A 17695-nucleotide genomic window follows, 5' to 3' on the forward strand; every position below is an offset into this window, starting at 1 on the left:
TGGACTCATGAATAAGGGGGGATTTAAATAGGTACTCCATTATTAGGCTGGTGCTTCCAGGAGAGCATTAGAAAATAGATTGCATAGGAAAATAGGAATATGGACTTACGGGATATGAATAAAGTGGTCTTGGATTTTTATATTGCTGACATATTGGTTTACATTCATAACTATATCCTCCCTGAGATTGACACTCCCACATACATTGTTCATAGCTATAGCTAGAAGGTACCACAGGTATTGGTTGTTTTAAGCCAAATGTTGGATGTGTAGCCCCATGATATTTACTACATGGAACTTTACATTCTTGATAAGTCCCACCATCAGGTCCAGACATGCAATCGGTCATACATTGTTCATAGCTATAGCTAGAAGGTACCATAGGTATTGGTTGTTTTAAGCCAAATGTTGGATGTGTAGCCCCATGATATTTACTACATGGAACATTACATTCCTGATAAGTTCCTCCATCAGGTCCAGACATACAATCCGACATACATTCATTATAGGTGATACGATACAAAGACAATCACTCCTTATTTTTATCTTTATCGTGTTTTATTTTTCTAGTTATTGTATTTAGTTGTATAATTTTTAGGTGATTGTCCATGCATAATTGGGGAATTGTCTTACATACATAGTACGGCTTATGATGGTGCAGGATTTAAAGAGTGTAACCAATAAATAATTTAAATGTGAACTAAAGAATGGAATTTTAAATGATCACTATATCATCTTAAATATAAAAGCATACTTTTATATTTGCTTATAGATTAGAAAAGTAGTGTTCTATAAGTGGGGAGTCTCCATATGACAACGTATGTTTGTCCAGTTTTAATATGGATAGTTTTTAATAAAACCGCTATTTAAAAACAAAAAAGAGCGCACATATACATATGCAGCACCCTTTAAGATCAGATTTTTGAGAGAGGAAACAAGATATTATATGTAGTGTATTTTAGAATGTTGCAATTTACTATCTTGATAGTCTCCAGACAGTTTTTTTATGCTTACTACGGTAGAGCTATACCAAATTTAATCACGATTTTTTTAATTTATATCATAATGATGTTGAATGGGGAAGAATTTTGCTGAATTCTATCTTTATCTTTTCTTATGCAGCGGAGCTTAATTTGAAAAACAACTACTGTATTCATTTAATTAATGTAGTTATTTGCAATTCTAAAAATTAAAGGAATATTTTTTTGAAATGTATATGTGAAATGAAAAGGGGACTGCTCAAGTTTGAGTGGCCCTTTTTTTAATAGAACTAAAATATTAAGGTTGCTTTTTATTAGCAATGCACGGGAGACTACTAGGAAGGTTTATAAAAATGTAAAGTTAAATGTTTGTTATTTTATATTAAGTTTTATTGATATATTTATAAATTGTAATGGTATAATATTTTCTAGACTCATAAATTTGGAGGGGAATTGCATCATGGAACTAATTTATTTATGGATTAAGGAATATGGAAAGTTTAAAGAAACAGACTTTTATTTTCGTAATAGCTATCAATTTGATTACAATACTGTATCCTACGACCTGCATATCAACAATGGATTAAGAGAAAAAATGCCAAATGATTTTTTTGGGGAAAATATATCTAACCTGAGCGTAATTGTGGGCGATAATGGAGCTGGAAAAACAACTCTTCTGAGATTCATTATGGACGGAATTACTAACACTATGGATTTGACGGGTCCATTTATTGCAGGTTTCTATGACCGAAATCAAGAAGAGTTAAAAATATATAGCCATAAAATGCAAATTAGGAATATAAATTGTAAAGATACGAAGGTTACTCTTATGAAGGAAGCCACTTTTGAAGATTGGATAAGTAAAACAAAATTTGTTTATTTAAGCAATGTTTTAGACATTCATGATTATTCACAAGAGAAGCTGGGGAAGGTGTATGATGCGTCTGTAGGAGGATTAGTGAAAAGAGATTATAAAAAAGCAGTAGAAAATCACTACATATCTCATGACGCAAATCAGATATACAACTTTTTTAATAATGAAATATACAGGCAAATTAACTTCTTATATCAATATAAGCAGGAAGAAATTAAAACTATCCCCTTCTTTGATATGCTAAATGATTTAACAGTTGAGATTGTAGATAATAATTTGAATCGAAAAAGGCTTTCAGAAGTTCTAAAAAAAGAACTTCAGGGGATGTATAAGGGTAGAAGTAGAGATGAAATTTCTTTAAATGAAGATAAGCTTAGTGAATTAATTTTTACGATTCATAAAAGGAAACGGATTACCTACAATTCAAGATGGATTGCCCAAATAGCAGATCATTTAGTTACAAATGTAATTAAAGAGATTGCAGAGCCAGTTACAACATCGGACAGTAGATACAAGGAATTAGATTGTCTTCTACGTGCTTATAAAAAATATAATGTCCAGGAGAGTATAATTTCGTACAGTAAAAACTTTTTAGAAAGGCTCGAGAAAGAATTAGAAAGAATAGACTCTCTTTACATTTCAAGTGTTACCCCTTACCTCGACTTTTTGAATTGGTTGGAGAGTAATGGAGTTGAGATGTTTGATATAAAGATTTATGATAGCCCGGCTACTTTGCTTGAAATTAAACTTAATGACGTAAACAAAGAAAGATTTGGTGTTTTTTTGAATCATTACAATAAGACGTGCTCTCCTTTTTATTTTTTAAATTTCTCGTGGGGATTGAGTACGGGAGAAAATAATTTATTAAACCTTTATTCAAGACTTCATTCAGTTTTAAAACAGGATAGGCAAAATAGTAGCCGAGGTGATAATGTTGTAAATTATTCTTCCGTGGGTGAAATTCCCTGCACAAATATCTTGTTATTAATTGACGAAGCGGATTTATCTTTTCATCCAAAATGGCAAATTCAATATATAAGCCGTTTATTGAATATACTAGATGTTATGTTTGAAACTTGTGAGGTACAGGTTATAATAACCACTCATTCGCCAATGATGCTTTCGGACGTTCCAAAGAGCAATGTAATCTACTTAAAAAATAGTACAAATGATTCTAAGAGTGAACACTCTGAAACTTTTGGACAAAATGTCTATACATTATTTAGGGATGCCTTCTTCATGGAACAAACGGTTGGAGAGTTTTCAAACGAGAAAATTCAACAGGTTGGAAGCGAACTTAATAAGTTGGTGCAGATCGTAACACATGACAAAATAGGAACTAATTATGCTTCGAAATTCAAATATTATGAATATATTACAGGTATAATTGGCGAAAAGGTGATTAGAAAGGCATTTGAAGGTAAACTCCAGCAGCTTCGGGAGGGACGTCGAACCGGAGAACTAAAGAGTGCTATCAGTATGTATAATAAATTGTCGCCGAAAGATCGTAACGAGTTAATTGATTACATCATCCAGACTAATGAAAAGGATCAGGAACTATGAGGAAAATTCAACTTTCTAAAAAGGCTGAGGATTTACATGAACAGTATTTTAGAGATCGGATATTACCACAGCTAGGGCATTCATATAGCCATACTCCTGAAGAAATAAGTGAATTAAAAGGGAAAATGAATTTGACATTGAGTGATTTAGAAATTCAACAAAAACTATTTAATGAACATCAATGGTTAATCCGATACATTAGGAAGGCATACAAGACCTTCGCGAAGGGAAATTTAACGAATTTAAAAAGATTAGATCAGTCAATTCAACTAAACTGCCCCTATATTTATGAATTAATTCGTCTTGAAAAAGGAAAAAACTACTCTGCTCATTTGAATGAGATATTCGGTTATAAACAGTTTAAGGTAAAAGAGTTTTTTTACTATATCAAAAAAAAAGCTCTTCAAAATCTAGGGTTAAAGCGATATTCTTCTAGGGTACAAGAGGAAATCGTAAATATCCTAAGTGCCAATTTTCCTAAACAAAAAAAAGAAATAGAGGATTATCTTGATCCAAGGAATTTAGGAGAACTTCATGTCGATACGTGTGCGAAACAATTTAGAAAACTGAAGCAACTGAATATCACCATGGATAATTTTAAAGAAGTTGATATTTTTCAAGAGGAGTGGAATGATTATCATTTTGTAATGGAGAGCGGAATAAGGGTTTGTCCTTATTGCAATCGACAGTATATTACCCCAATCCTTTCGGACAACGGAAAGATGCGCTCAGATATCGATCACTTCCTACCAAAGTGTTATTATCCTTACTTTTCGATGTCTCTCTATAATCTTGTACCGGTATGTAAATCATGTAATCAATCTCTGAAAGGGGATCGAAACTTTACTTTTACCAACATCAGTCCTTATAAAGAGCATATTGGGGATTATTTCAAATTTAAAGCTGATGAGCTTACATATGAAATATCTATGGAAGTACCAAATCATTTAGAAGCGGTGATCCAGCATCTGGATATTTTTAAAATAGAAGCACTATATAATTATCATCAAAATCAAGTTGAGGAGCTTGTGAAGAAAAGAATAGCCTATCCAGATGATTACATCCATGACTTGTACAAAAAGAATAAAGATTACTTTAACAGCGAGCTTGAGATAAAACAAATTCTAGTTGGATATATCGGAGACGTGAACAGGATGAATGATGAAGCTTTTTTGAAATTTAGACGGGATCTTGCCGAACAGCTTGGTTTTATAGGAGGATGCGGTCAAAAAAGGATTGAAGGTCTAAAAAAGTTAATTAGGGGAACCTAATTGACACCTATATGTATGTGAGTTTCTTTGCTTTCATTATATATACTCCTTTTGTAAGAAGCGAATTTAACCTACTTCATTTTTGTTCCAGATTTTATTTTCATTACTATTACGTTTGTTTGTAACTTTTATATTTTGTTTTAAGGAAATAGGAATCATTTTACCGCTAGGACACTCTGTAGACTTTTTTATAGCTACCTTGTCGGATACTTCTTCCACAAATTGAGGCAATACGAAAAGGGAGAAAAAGATTCAGTACATCATGGGACAAACAGTTTATTGATTTAGGAGCAGTACGTGAGAAATCTCAACCTTATAATCAATCAGAGTGGGTCATCTATATAAATAGGTGGCTTTTTATAAATTAACTACCAGAATATTTTTGAGAGGGGGAATCAAATAATGAGACAAGTTGTACAGGAATATTTTTCTCCTAGCCAACGATACAAAGTGCAAATTATAAGACGAAAAGATGATTTGTACACAACAGAAGTTTATAGATGGATGGAGGATTGTGGATATGAATTTTGGAGCACTATCAATCAAGGGTTCTCTTTAATTGATAGTGAAGAGCATGCACAAAAGATAGCTATTGAACAACTGAAGGGGTGTTCTGGAGAAAACTTAATTCAAATGCCTAAAAGAATATAATTAATTAGAATTAAAGTAATTATCGAGTCAGAGGCTATATGGAATGGGGATTTATGGTGAATTTGAAGTTTGTTGCGTTCAATATATGGAGGTTGTTGGTAGATTAATGGGGTTATTAAATGAGAGATTTAAAAGATAACTGTTGCGCGGGTATAGAAAGAAAAAAGAATACTTAAGTGTATATGGTAAATAATGCATATCTATATTATCATATAATATGTTATCATTAAAATTTTTGTATAAAAGAGGAGAAGTAAATTTCATGAAAATGCAAGCATATACAAAAACCATTCAAGATATTCTAAGTGTAAATAAGAGATATATTATACCTAGATATCAGAGGGAGTATTCTTGGAAAACGAATCAATTAAATGAGCTTTGGGATGATATTGTAGATAATATTGTATTGAGAGACGGAGAGTTAAGTACGAGTGAGTATTTTATTGGTTCTTTAGTAATGGTAGGAGATGACAAAGATAGTAAATTAGAAATTGTTGATGGCCAACAAAGGTTAACAACAATAACAATTTTACTATCAGCATTAGTGGAAGCATTTAAGAGCGCAGGGGAACACAATTTAGCACAAGGAGTTTATAGTTACATAGAGGCAAGAAATCTAATGAATGAACCATATTTTAGATTGATTACAAAAACATCTGAACCATTTTTCCAAAGTGCAGTCCAGCATTTGAACAAAGAGAGTCGGACACCAAATAATCAAGAAGAAAGTAATTTATTAGAGGCTTATAAATTTTTCTTAAGAAAATTACAAATAAAAAATTTAATGGTTCACTTAAATGAAGAGAAAGAATTGAAGCTTTCAGTTGGTGATAAACATCAATATATTATGTGCTTAAGTGCTATAAGAGATCAGATACTTGCTTTAGAAACAGTATATATTACTGTAGCAAATAGGTTTGAAGCATATACAATTTTTGAAACATTAAACGCTAAAGGAATGGATCTATCTACAATGGATCTAATAAAAAATAAAATCTTTCAGTGTCTACCAGCTAATCATCCCTCAGATATTGCAAAAGAAGGATGGGAAGAAATAAAAGGAAATTTAAGAGAAAGAAGCAGTAATACGAATTTATCGACATTCTTTAGACATTTTTGGATCTCTAAATATGAAAAAACAACTGAGGCTAGAATATATAGATCTTTTAACAAAATAATTGATCAGACTAATGAAAGAATGAGAGAATTTTTAGAGGAGTTAAAAATAGAGTCTAACAATTATAAGTTAATTACTAAGCCGTTAGAATCAGATTGGCCACTTCAAGAACAAACTGAAATTTATTTATCTCTAAAAGCACTAAATAACTTTAAAATTAGTGCTGCAAATAGTTTGTTGCTTGCATTAATTGCAGGATATAAAGCGCAGCAACCTACTGTGAAATTAAAGCAATTAAAAAAGTGTGTAAATGCAATTGAAAAATTTCATTTCATTTTTTCTGCTGTATGTTCTTCAAGAGCATCTGGTTTAGAAGTTACATATTCTAGATTAGCTAGAGAGTTAAGGGAATCAAATAGTACAGAACAAAGCACCTTTATTGTAGAAGAATTACTTAGTTATTTAAGAGAGAGATTACCATCAAAACACGAATTTATAGATAAATGGTGTCAACTTGAGTATACAGATGAAAATGAAAAAGATAAAAAATTGATTCAATATGTGTTCTCTAAATGGGAAAGTCATTTGCAGGATACGAATGAATTAAGTGTATTAAACGTAACGCTAGAACATATTGGTTCTCAATCTACTCATAATGAAGTAAGTTTAGGAATGATGGGGAATTTATTACCTCTATCCGGAGGGATTAATAATAGAATAGGCAATGTGGATTATAAGAGTAAAGTAAAAGCATATCAAAAATCTGCTCTTAAGACTGTTGAACAATTTGTACAACAATATGAGAAGGAAGAAAATTGGACTCATGAACTGATTTTAGAAAGAACTAATGCAATGGCTGAGTATGCATATGATCGGATTTGGAAGATCTGAATTAATTAAACTCTAGTAAAAAAGCTTCTTCTAATACTAAGCGAAGAAGTTTTTTTGCTGTAAAGAGCTATAAATACTAGCAACTTGAATTCTAATGCCAGTTCCAGTACTGATGGTATCATTTATTAAAGGAAAATGTATGAATTTTTATAATGGCTGGTGCACGGGTACGGTGAGACACTCACACTACTGAAGGGCAATGACGATCTACAGGATATTTTTATACCTTGCAGATTATGAGATAAAGAGATTTAAGAAAGGAATGTGAAAAATCTAGTGGATACGAAAGAAATACAGAAAATCGTAGAACATGTATTAAAAGATATAAAAAAGGAAGTAAAAGAAGAAGTAAAGAAAAAGGTAAAAGAAAAGATACCTGAATTAAAAGAGGAGATTCAAATAGAGGTAAAAAAGGAGATTCAAGAAGAGAATCAGGGTGAGAAAAAACAAAAAAATAATAGTAATATTTTTACAGATATAATGATTCTAATATTATATCTTTCTATTAGTATTGTTTGTTTTTATATAATAAGTAAAGTCTTTATGTTTCTAGATAATAGTAACATCGTTTTATTAAGAATTCCGGGTTTTATGATGGTAGTGATAGGATTAGTCATTGGTTGTTATAAGATAGTTATTAATTTTTATAGGTTAAAGCAAAATAAAAATACAATGTATATATATGGTCTTTTTGAATTAGGATTAGGTATGATTACAATCTTAATAGCAATGCTTAGTGCTATCCCAAAGGAAGAATTCGGTTATATCTTAAATTCTATAAAAGTATATCTATATTTTTATGGTGGTATATATGTGGCAGTTAGAGGATTAGAGACGATGAAAAAACATTATGATAACATACAAGAAAAACCTATTATATATAGAGAAGATATATCTAAGGAACGGAAGTTAGAAAAAATTTTATATCGAAAATTTAATTCTAAATAGAGGCAAAAGGATTTTTGGGATGGGATTAAGTGTTTTCTGTCTTGAGTTATGTCTTTGATCAATAATGAATAACATGCAAAAAAGATGGCTATATGATAACTGAGAGTGTATTCTAGGATGATTTTAAATGTTTTTCCAAAATATATAATTTGTTAGCTTTGTTATTATTTCATTAATTAAGTATTGATCCAAGAGCAAATCCTTCAGAAGATTTTTTTGATTTGTTTATATATTGATTTATATATATTGTAGTTAGCATTAATGATTTTTAACGAATATTAAAATTTAAGAAAAAGAATGGGAGAGAACTATGAAGAGTATAATTTTGCAACCTACCGGTAAAGAGAATTTTAAAGATGATTCTACTATGGCTATTGGAATAGATCTTAGTCAGATTCAACGCTTTATTAATAAGAAGGATTTCGAAGAGATATCCAAGATATATAAGGATGGTAAAGCTTATTTGTGGGGAGATAGACCTGGAGTTAGCAATGGACGAGAGTGGAATAAGATAAAAATAGGAGATATAGCATTATTTTATGGAAAAAAGAAATTTTTCACTTCTGCTACAGTAACATATAAAATACGCAATTCAAATTTAGCAAGGAATCTTTGGGGAGAAAATAAAGAAGGAGAAACATGGGAGTATATATATTTCTTAGATGAAATAAGAAGGCAGTCTATTGATATTGATACTTTTAATACATTATTAGGTTATAAAATAGACAATACTATAAGAGGATTTAGATTATTAGATGAAGAGAAAAGTGATATTGTTATGAATACCTTTGACTTTGACAGTACTACACATGTACCTGCCATTACGAAAGAACAAGCTGAAAAAGATCTTGAAGTTGTTATAAATGAGCTAGAACAAAACAGCTCCATGGAACGTGAGGTTACAAGAAGAGCAAGAAGAGAGCAAAATATAATACGTGGGTATTTATTTGGCACTAAAAAAACATGTAATTGTGGTATTTGTGGAGAAGAGTATCCAGTAGACCTATTGGTAGCTGCTCATATTAAAAAGAGAGCACACTGCTCCAGACAAGAAAAATTAGATATAAAGCATATCGCTATACCAATGTGTAAATTTGGATGTGATGATTTATTTGAGAAGGGGTATATCGGTGTCCAAAAGGGAGAAGTCATTAGTTTGGTGGATACGAAAAATTTACCGAAATCTGTAAGAGGTTATATTGAAAATATTCAAGGAAAAACTTGTGATCGTTGGAATAAAGATAACAATAAATATTTTGAGTGGCATACAAACTTTCATATCAAAGGAATTTAAGTTTACATGTTTAATAGAATTTTGAAAGTTATATGTTGAAAGTATTAAGGGGAGAAACGAAATGATTACTTTTTTTATCAAGAAAAAAAGACGAAGAGAATGGTATTCATTCGTTGAATACAGAGAGTATGAAAAGAGCGGTATCTATACAACCGTAGCATTTTTAAGATTTTTTATGGATTTAACATTTGCATTAGGGCTGCCTTTTTTACTCATAGATTTCTCTGCAACAATAGGTCCAATGCTGAAAATTGGGGTAGTTACGGTTATTTTAGAATTGATACATAAATCTATTCATGCTGACTACGTATATTTTGAAAAAGATACAGGTCATAGGGATTATGAAGCGAATTCAGTGAAGAAAATAAACTTAGAAAAGAAAAGCGATAAATAATTTGTAAGTAAAAAGAGCATCTGTAAAAGGTGCTTTTTTATTTGGGAAAATACGAAATATATCCAAGATCCTGTTTCTAGTAGAAGAAATATTAATAAAATTAAAAAATCTTTCAAACTATTTTCTTTGATAAACAGATAGAGGCAAATGAATCTAGGAAGTGCAAAAGGGGGAGACATATTGGCAATGTTAGCACTGATACTAGGGGATGGTTCTTACGTGGCAAACAATGATTGAAAACGCCCTAGTCATCCATGAAAAAATAAAAAAGCTCAAAACCAAACGAAAACACCCTGCCAGACGTAAACAAAAATGATCTTGAGTGGAAGAGAGAAGACCATCTTCTTTACTTGTATTTAACTATATATAATTCCTTAGATTTTTGATAAGTATCCATCATATTGACTTAAACCTCAAAAAGGGACTGCTATTAGACGAAAAAGATAAGGTTTCTTAAGCCTAATATGTTTCCACATTGCTATCAAGATAATAAACGAAATACCTAAAATGAGAAAATTGATATCCTCAAGTGAAGGTTTATAATTTTTTGCCTTGAGATCCTTTTACAACTTTTAAGTTGATGGATATGTGAATTCTTTCTTCCAAAGAATTCGATATCTACAGAAAGGGATTTAAGGTTATTGTAAGGTAAATGAAAGTTACCTGAAAGAATCTCAGTTTAATATAAAATTATGAATTATCACAGGAGGGATGAAATAATGTTAAAGAAACTGGGAATAGGTTTAGTAACTTCCATAATTTTGTTGAGTACAAATGGTATTGCTGATGCATCTACTAACAGTGTACATGTAAAAAATGAAATGATATCTAAGAGCACAAAAAAGTGCAGTGACTGTTGGCGTGTTGGTCAATCTAGAACAGAAGATGGAGTTGCAGCAAAGCATACAACAATAGATGGAGAAAAAGTTGTCAAATATACAGTACAGGGCAATGGAAAGGTTAGAATGGATGTCATTGGTAAAGGATTTGCTGAAATTAAAGTAACTAGAGAGAATGGGAAAAGTGTATATTATCAGTTTGAGGTAATTTAATTAGTAATCAAATATAGTTTCTCATTTTAGAACGTTGCCTTCCTATAATTAGGAAGGCTTTTATTATTACATAAATAGGATAAAATAATAGTTCGCTAAATTGGCTAGGAACATAACTAAAAATGTCAGAGGAAATTTAGTAAATTGTTTCACATGAATCATCTTCTCTTGTTTGGATTAATACATATTAAAGTTTATTCTTTGCTTTTCTTTTATAAGAAAAAATAATGTATTTTTTCATTTTATTTTAAGGAGTATTTTGTTTGCTTAGCTTGATAGCAATGTGGTGTCCCACTTATCATTATGACATTTGCAATGGCTAAAAATGAATATAATAAGATATTCTATGTAGAATAAGAAATCTTAATTAGTTAAATTAGAATGATTTCTATAATTTAGATAGGTGAGATGAATAGGTAGTTTAATTTGAGCTGCCTATTGTTATAAATTTGCGAATGGCTCCCAAAAAGAAGGGATCGTTGGCGTACCACATGATAAAGTGACAAGCTTTAAAATGTTTGCCTTCGTCTAAATACAAGTTATACACACATATATTGATTATATAAAGATATATATTACACTAATATTATGTTAAAGGTGGCGAATTGTATCATGAAAGATTTTGTTCTCGAAAAAGAAAATATTATTCGTAAATATGGTGAATGGACCGCTTATGATATTAAATTAACAGATACTCTATATACAAGAGATATTCGACAACCAAATCCTGCATTAAAAAAAATTGTGACAATGATTCAAGATATCACACAATGTGATTTTAAAAATCTTCGAATCTTAGATTTAGCTTGTTTAGAGGGGCATTACGCTATTGAGTTTGCTATGCAAGGAGCAACTGTTGTAGGGATAGAAGGAAGAGAATCAAACATACAAAAAGCTATATTCGCTAAAGATTTATTAAGGTTGGAAAACTTAACCTTTTATCAAGATGATGTAAGAAATTTAAGTGCTGAAAAATATGGTCATTTTGATATTGTTTTATGCTCTGGTATTTTATATCATTTAGACTGCTCAGATGTATTCCCCTTTTTAGAAAAAGTGTATGAAGTATGCAAAAGGTTTGTAATAATTGATACTCATATCACTTCTACTCCTAATGTATCAGTACTTTATAAAAATTATGAATATAAGGGACACACAATGCTAGAACACTCTGCTAATTCATCAATAGAAGAACGTTTAAAATCAAAATGGGCATCATTAGATAACGTTACTAGTTTTTGGATGACAAAATCCTCTTTATACAATTTTTTAACGCGAACAGGTTTCTCTTCTATAAATGAATCCAGAAGTTTAGTTCAAGAAGGTAGGATTACTGTTGTAGCTTTTAAGAAATATCCTATAGAAATTAAAAGCTCTCCTGAAACAGAAAAATACATTGAACCCGATTATTTAGAATGCTAAAAATAACACGTTTAAGTTTAATATCCTAATCAATTAGTATGAGGTAACACTATATGTCATTCAAGCTAAAATCTTAAAGTATCCCTAAATAAAATTATTAATTTTTCCAAAATCAATTTATATAAATGCAACGCGTTGTTTCCGTTTTGGGGCACTATAAAGTCTTAGCTTTATAGAGATGGGATAGCACCACATTGCTATCAACTTAAAGAAATACTTCCTAAAACAAAAAATGAAAGAATAATAAAAAAGCTTATCATTACGTGTTAAAGGATAAGCTTTTTTATTTTAGTGTAAATATAAGTATTGAAATTCTTTTACTACTCTCATAATAAACTTAAAGATGCTCTTTTCAACCTTGTAAAATTAACCCTTCATTATTTAAAAGCTGTGATATACCAAATAGCAACAACATTTCCATTTTTATCTAGTACCCTACCTTCAGCTGCTCCTTCTTCATATGCTGTTACTACACCAGTTTTAGGGTTTACATAAATTTTGTTTTCACTAAATAAGACATATTTGTATTGTTTTCCGCTTGGCGTCATTGACCAAGGTTTCCCCACTTTAATGTGCATAAATTCACCTTGCAAGTCAGATACTTGATAAACTGATTTTGTTGATTCTGGATTGTTTACTGCAGCGTGAGTTTTAGTAGTAGCAAAAGTTCCTAAACCTCCAATTCCAATGGTAGCTGCTAACGCAATTCCAACAAGTTTTTTCATGTGATAATGCCTCCTTTTTTAATTCATACCTGTATATTAAACGGTTAGTCTTTCATGTCACTTTCATTTATCTTACAATAACCTTAAATAGATTTTTGAAAATTCCGACTGATGCGAGGGAGAGTATGAAAAAAAATATATTAATTGTTGATGATGACAAAGATATTATTGATCTTTTAAAGCTTTTTTTAGAAATGGAAAATTTTTTTGTTGTAGAGGCTTCAAATGGTGAAGTTGCCTTAAAGTGTCTAGAAGAAAATCATATTGATTTAGCTATTGTTGATATTATGATGCCTAAAATGGATGGTTATCAATTAATTAAAAAGATTCGTGAGACGTTACAATTCCCGATACTTATATTGTCAGCCAAATCTCAAGAAGTAGATAAAATTATCGGTTTAGGGATTGGAGCAGATGACTTCATTACAAAGCCATTTAGTGCTTTAGAAATTATAGCTAGAGTTCAAGCTCACCTTAGAAGGTCCTATGAATTTAATGATAAGGCTGTAGAAGGTAAGGAGAAGCAAATTCATATGGGTGATTTAGTATTAGATCATCATTCTTGTACACTCTATAAATCAAGCGAATCCATTTCTCTCAGTGCTACGGAATATAAAATCTTAGCACTTTTTATGGAGGAACCAGGGAGAATATTTACTAAAAAACAAATTTTTGAAAGTGTATGGTCCGATTATTACTGTGCAGATGATAATACGATTATGGTTCATATTAGTAGACTACGAGAGAAATTAGAGGATTCTCCTAAGAATCCAGTTTATATAAAAACGATCCGGGGACTTGGGTATAGATTTGCTAGGAAGGAAGAACTTTATGAAAAATAAAGTTTTATATATCTTAATTAAAAATTACGTTATATTTGCACTAGCAATAGGTTTCACGGTGATAATCTTATTTATATTTTTGATGTACCAAACAGAAAAGCAACTAGGAGAGCTAAATAATCTAAAAGCAAGTGAAGTAGTGCGTGAAAACTTTGAAACTATTAATGCAGAATCAATAGAATCATTTGGTGGTTGGGTAGAAATTCTTAATGAAAATTTACAAGTTATCTATACCAAAGGGGAAAAGAAGGATAAGCTTTTATCATATTCACAAAGAGAATTTACTACTTTATTATTTGATAATGATAAGCTTCCTTATTATTCATCTGTAGCAACATTTGTAACGAAAAAAGGTGAAACATTATATTGCCTTGTTAAGGTTCCTAAAAAAGCAATAAAGTATGAATATACGTTTTCTGATAAAAATGAGGAATACGTATATGTTTTTTATAAGATATTTTTTTCTACAATTGTTTTATTTTTTGTATTTTTCTCTATGAATGTATATATATTTAGTAGGCAAATTGCTAGGAAAATAACCAGGCCATTGGATAAACTAGCAACTGGATTTGAGGAAATTGCTAGTGGGAAATATGATAAAAGGTTAAATTATGAAACATATTTTGAGTTGATGCAAATACAGCATTCGTTTAATGTAATGTCGGAAAAACTCGATAAAATAGAGAAAGAGAAGAAGAGGTTGGAAGAAACCAAGCAAAAGATGCTTGTAGATTTATCTCATGATTTAAGGACACCAATTACAACCGTTCAAGGTTATGTTGAAGCCTTACAACTAGGGATCATTACAGAAAAAAGTGAAAGAGAAAGAACTTTGAATGTAATATATAATAAGATTCGAATCATTGCGATATTAACTGAAGATATTTTTGAACTGTCTAAATTAGAGCATTCTGATTACCCTTTTGAAGTACATCCAACTGATGTATCTGAGTTTATTCGTGAATTGCTTGTAGAATATTATGATTTATTTCAAGCGAAGCGCTTAATCCTTCAATATCAAATTCCCTTTAAAGAAGTGATTGCTCCAATTAACAACAGGTTATTATACCGGGCTATCTCTAACATAATATCTAATGCTCTACAGTATAATGCGGCAGGTACGACCGTTTTTGTATCGTTAATTGAAGATAAAACCAAAGTATATATAAACATTATAGATAATGGAATTGGAATACCTGAGGATATGAAACAAAGTATTTTTGATGCATTTGTTCGAGTAGATGATTCTCGAGAAAATAATGGGGGATCAGGTCTTGGATTAACTATTGCTAAGCATATAGTAGAAAAACATGGAGGGAGCATAAATTTAGATAGTACAAAGAAAAAAACACATTTCTGTATTTCTTTACCTAAATGCAGTGTGTAAATACCTTATGAAAAGTGTTAGTAAGTTAAATGGTTGAATAAAGAGAAAACGCACGATTTAGTTCCTTTAAATTTAACTCTGGTTCATATAAAATTGTATAAACATAGCAACTTAAAACTGCTCTTCTTTTTGTTAAACTTCGTGACTTTATCGGAAATCTATATTAGCATTTATGTATATGAAGTAGGCATAAAAGGAGATACCATATGAAAATAACAAAAATAACATGTAGTATGATGTTTAGTTTAATACTATTAACATCATGTGATATATCGGATAAAGAAATTGAACAAAAAGCTCAAAGTTATACAAAATCGCAGTATGGTTTTTCTGTTAAACTAAATGAAGTTGACATACCGGGGAATTATAAAGATTTACTGGGTCCAGATGTACGGATAGCTCATGTACAACAGAAAAATGAACCGTATTTGCAGTTCCAGCTAACATTGGATGGACGAATCTCTCCAAAAGTAGATAGTGATAATTATAAAATCAAAAAAGAAGCGAATGATGTAAAAGAAAAGTTCAATACATATTATTCTGGAAAAGAGAATAACGATCTATTTACGTTTGAACAAATGTATACGGGAAATATCGTTTTTGATAAAAAAGAAGAAGCAGAAAAAGAAAATAAAAATGTAAAGAAATATGTTACGGCAGTTTTTAGAAGTAATATATTTTTGGATGTAAACAATCCTGTGCATATGGAAAAATTAGCAGAGCTGGCAAGAAGTATTCAAGAATTTAATAAGACAAATGGAAATAATAAGAGTAGCGTGGAAGATATAACGATCCAGTTGCCAAATGCGGATAAGGAGCTATTACAGAGCATTGCAGTAGATTATATATTAACAGCTGATGATGCAAAAAAAGCTCTTGAGAGAAAAGAGCATTATATGGAAGCTTTACAGCTTATGAAATAAAAAAGGGGCTCTTTTCGATTTCTTGTTTTATCATTTTAGTCAAGATAGTTCCTTTAAAATCTGGCATAGGTAATCAGTACGATTAAATGGGAGACATTAGTCATTGCTTATCGATGGTAAAGTAGACGTATATCATTTAATAAAGAACCCATGCAACAATACAAATAATAATTTGTATGTGAACGTAAAAAACACCAAGATGGCTCTGGAGAGGAGAGGGGCAGTCTTGGTGTTTTTTAGTTAAGATTACGATTTTTTAAGTGATTTTCATATTCTGTTAACCACACTAACATCAAGTCCTTTAATTCAATCGTTTCAATTTTGCAAGTGCGTTCCTCTTCCAAATATAGGTAGATAATCTTTGTATAAACTGATCTTATCTCTAAATCAGAATTGTTATCCCATCACCATCAAGTTAAAGTTTTATAATGTCCCAAAAATGAAAAAACACGATTCTACTCGTAGAATTATAGGGATGGGTAGTATATTTTTCATTTTGTTTTGCTAACTTGATGTTAATGTAGCGTAACCTTAAGTATTTAAAAATTAAAAAATTCCCTTAATCATGTTAAAGGGAATTTGCTCACGCAAATGATCTGTAAATCAATTCATTTTTGATATACAGATCATTTGTATGATAATTTTTATAAATAATTGCTAAATAGTGAATTTACATAAATGCTTTTAGAAGTTCTTGAATTAATGGGATTGCTCCACCTATAAATTTTAAAACTGCCATTGCGATTTCCATAGTATTCTCTCCTCTTTTTTCGTATTAAGATGTGATAAATCTTTATAATCTTATTATAGTAAGCGCTTACAATTATAACAATACATTTTTGTATGCAATATTGCATACTTATACATTAGATCTCTATTATTCATTTTTTAATGGTACTATAGCGAGGTGAGAGTCTTTAAGGGTTCTACTTAATAGGAGGAAATATGGAAAGAGTGCAAGCGATTTACAGTAATCGAAAATTTAAGAGTTGGGTTAAACAGGTATTAGCTGTAGGAGGAGTAATAGGGTGCTGCTATTTGGTGTTATATGTTTTCTGTTTCTTAGTTATTATATAAATAGTATACAACTAAACTAGTAGAGTCTTGCCTAGAGAGGTAAGGCTCTTTTATTATAGTACCTGGAGATGAGCAAACTACATACAATACCTCTCAGGTTATTCAGATCACTTTGTAGGGTTCCTTGTTTAGAACACTAATTCATATCATTGAAAACAGAATTCTATTGATAAAAAATATGTTTTTACTAAATACATACTAAAAAGATAAGCATAAATTATATTAGATTTTGGCAAAATCTTTTTGGATTGGAAAAGGATTTAAATCTTACTTATAGATTTGAT

At 30.6% G+C, this 17695-nt stretch carries 14 protein-coding genes and 2 pseudogenes; 12 read left to right on the plus strand and 4 right to left on the minus strand.

Features of this window, described 5'->3' with window-relative positions; genetic code table 11:
- Positions 1 to 67 precede the first annotated feature (67 nt).
- Entirely contained in the window at positions 68 to 523 is a 456-nt protein-coding gene (locus ACTFRM_RS19680) for a hypothetical protein (RefSeq protein WP_324657059.1), read from the minus strand.
- A gap of 917 nt (positions 524 to 1440) precedes the next feature.
- Here ACTFRM_RS19680 and ACTFRM_RS19685 point away from each other — a divergent pair.
- Both ACTFRM_RS19685 and ACTFRM_RS19690 read left to right on the plus strand, forming a co-directional pair.
- On the plus strand, positions 1441 to 3417 hold the full coding sequence (locus ACTFRM_RS19685; RefSeq protein WP_324657058.1) for an AAA family ATPase: 1977 nt from the start codon (positions 1441 to 1443) through the stop codon (positions 3415 to 3417).
- A complete protein-coding gene (locus tag ACTFRM_RS19690) occupies positions 3414 to 4688 on the plus strand; it encodes an HNH endonuclease (protein WP_324657057.1) in 1275 nt (424 codons plus the stop codon). Before ACTFRM_RS19685 ends, ACTFRM_RS19690 begins: the two co-directional genes overlap by 4 nt.
- Before the next feature lie 96 nt (positions 4689 to 4784).
- On the opposite strand, the pseudogene ACTFRM_RS19695 reads toward ACTFRM_RS19690, so the two are convergent.
- Positions 4785 to 4910 (minus strand): annotated as a pseudogene (locus ACTFRM_RS19695) (helix-turn-helix domain-containing protein); the annotation flags it as partial.
- A 180-nt stretch (positions 4911 to 5090) separates the two neighbouring features.
- Here ACTFRM_RS19695 and ACTFRM_RS19700 point away from each other — a divergent pair.
- From ACTFRM_RS19700 to ACTFRM_RS19730, 7 genes are all read left to right on the plus strand, one after another.
- The gene (locus tag ACTFRM_RS19700; RefSeq protein ID WP_086388401.1) at positions 5091 to 5339 is read left to right on the plus strand and encodes a hypothetical protein; all 249 of its coding nucleotides are present in this window, start codon (positions 5091 to 5093) and stop codon (positions 5337 to 5339) included.
- A 262-nt stretch (positions 5340 to 5601) separates the two neighbouring features.
- Complete coding sequence (locus tag ACTFRM_RS19705) at positions 5602 to 7347, plus strand: DUF262 domain-containing protein (RefSeq protein ID WP_324657056.1); 1746 nt, start codon at positions 5602 to 5604, stop codon at positions 7345 to 7347.
- A 276-nt stretch (positions 7348 to 7623) separates the two neighbouring features.
- Positions 7624 to 8295, plus strand: coding sequence for a hypothetical protein (locus ACTFRM_RS19710; RefSeq protein WP_324657055.1), 672 nt, complete (start codon positions 7624 to 7626; stop codon positions 8293 to 8295).
- A 310-nt stretch (positions 8296 to 8605) separates the two neighbouring features.
- Positions 8606 to 9589 (plus strand): HNH endonuclease, encoded by a 984-nt coding sequence (locus tag ACTFRM_RS19715; protein ID WP_400589860.1) that lies wholly within the window; start codon positions 8606 to 8608, stop codon positions 9587 to 9589.
- A gap of 61 nt (positions 9590 to 9650) precedes the next feature.
- Positions 9651 to 9983 (plus strand): hypothetical protein, encoded by a 333-nt coding sequence (locus ACTFRM_RS19720; protein WP_254520385.1) that lies wholly within the window; start codon positions 9651 to 9653, stop codon positions 9981 to 9983.
- A 719-nt stretch (positions 9984 to 10702) separates the two neighbouring features.
- Positions 10703 to 11035: a hypothetical protein gene (locus ACTFRM_RS19725; protein ID WP_000914230.1), complete on the plus strand. Its 333-nt coding sequence runs from the start codon at positions 10703 to 10705 to the stop codon at positions 11033 to 11035.
- Positions 11036 to 11647: 612 nt separating this feature from the next.
- On the plus strand, positions 11648 to 12457 hold the full coding sequence (locus ACTFRM_RS19730) for a class I SAM-dependent methyltransferase (protein WP_140159173.1): 810 nt from the start codon (positions 11648 to 11650) through the stop codon (positions 12455 to 12457).
- A 377-nt stretch (positions 12458 to 12834) separates the two neighbouring features.
- On the opposite strand, the gene ACTFRM_RS19735 is transcribed toward ACTFRM_RS19730, so the two are convergent.
- The gene (locus tag ACTFRM_RS19735) at positions 12835 to 13182 is read right to left on the minus strand and encodes a hypothetical protein (protein WP_324657053.1); all 348 of its coding nucleotides are present in this window, start codon (positions 13180 to 13182) and stop codon (positions 12835 to 12837) included.
- A gap of 125 nt (positions 13183 to 13307) precedes the next feature.
- Here ACTFRM_RS19735 and ACTFRM_RS19740 point away from each other — a divergent pair, with 125 nt between their 5' ends.
- The 3 genes from ACTFRM_RS19740 (at position 13308) to ACTFRM_RS19750 (ending at position 16334) form a co-directional block, all read left to right on the plus strand.
- A complete protein-coding gene (locus tag ACTFRM_RS19740; RefSeq protein WP_000739375.1) occupies positions 13308 to 14024 on the plus strand; it encodes a response regulator transcription factor in 717 nt (238 codons plus the stop codon).
- A complete protein-coding gene (locus ACTFRM_RS19745; RefSeq protein ID WP_322372737.1) occupies positions 14014 to 15411 on the plus strand; it encodes a sensor histidine kinase in 1398 nt (465 codons plus the stop codon). The genes ACTFRM_RS19740 and ACTFRM_RS19745 overlap by 11 nt, the downstream gene beginning before the upstream one ends.
- Positions 15412 to 15617: 206 nt before the next feature.
- Complete coding sequence (locus ACTFRM_RS19750) at positions 15618 to 16334, plus strand: hypothetical protein (protein ID WP_000704984.1); 717 nt, start codon at positions 15618 to 15620, stop codon at positions 16332 to 16334.
- Between the two features lie 670 nt (positions 16335 to 17004).
- Here ACTFRM_RS19750 and ACTFRM_RS19755 read toward each other — a convergent pair.
- Positions 17005 to 17191: pseudogene (locus ACTFRM_RS19755) on the minus strand (hypothetical protein).
- Between the last annotated feature and the right edge of the window lie 504 nt (positions 17192 to 17695).

This window comes from Bacillus cereus group sp. MYBK227-1 (genome assembly GCF_051916325.1).
GTDB lineage: Bacteria > Bacillota > Bacilli > Bacillales > Bacillaceae_G > Bacillus_A > Bacillus_A cereus.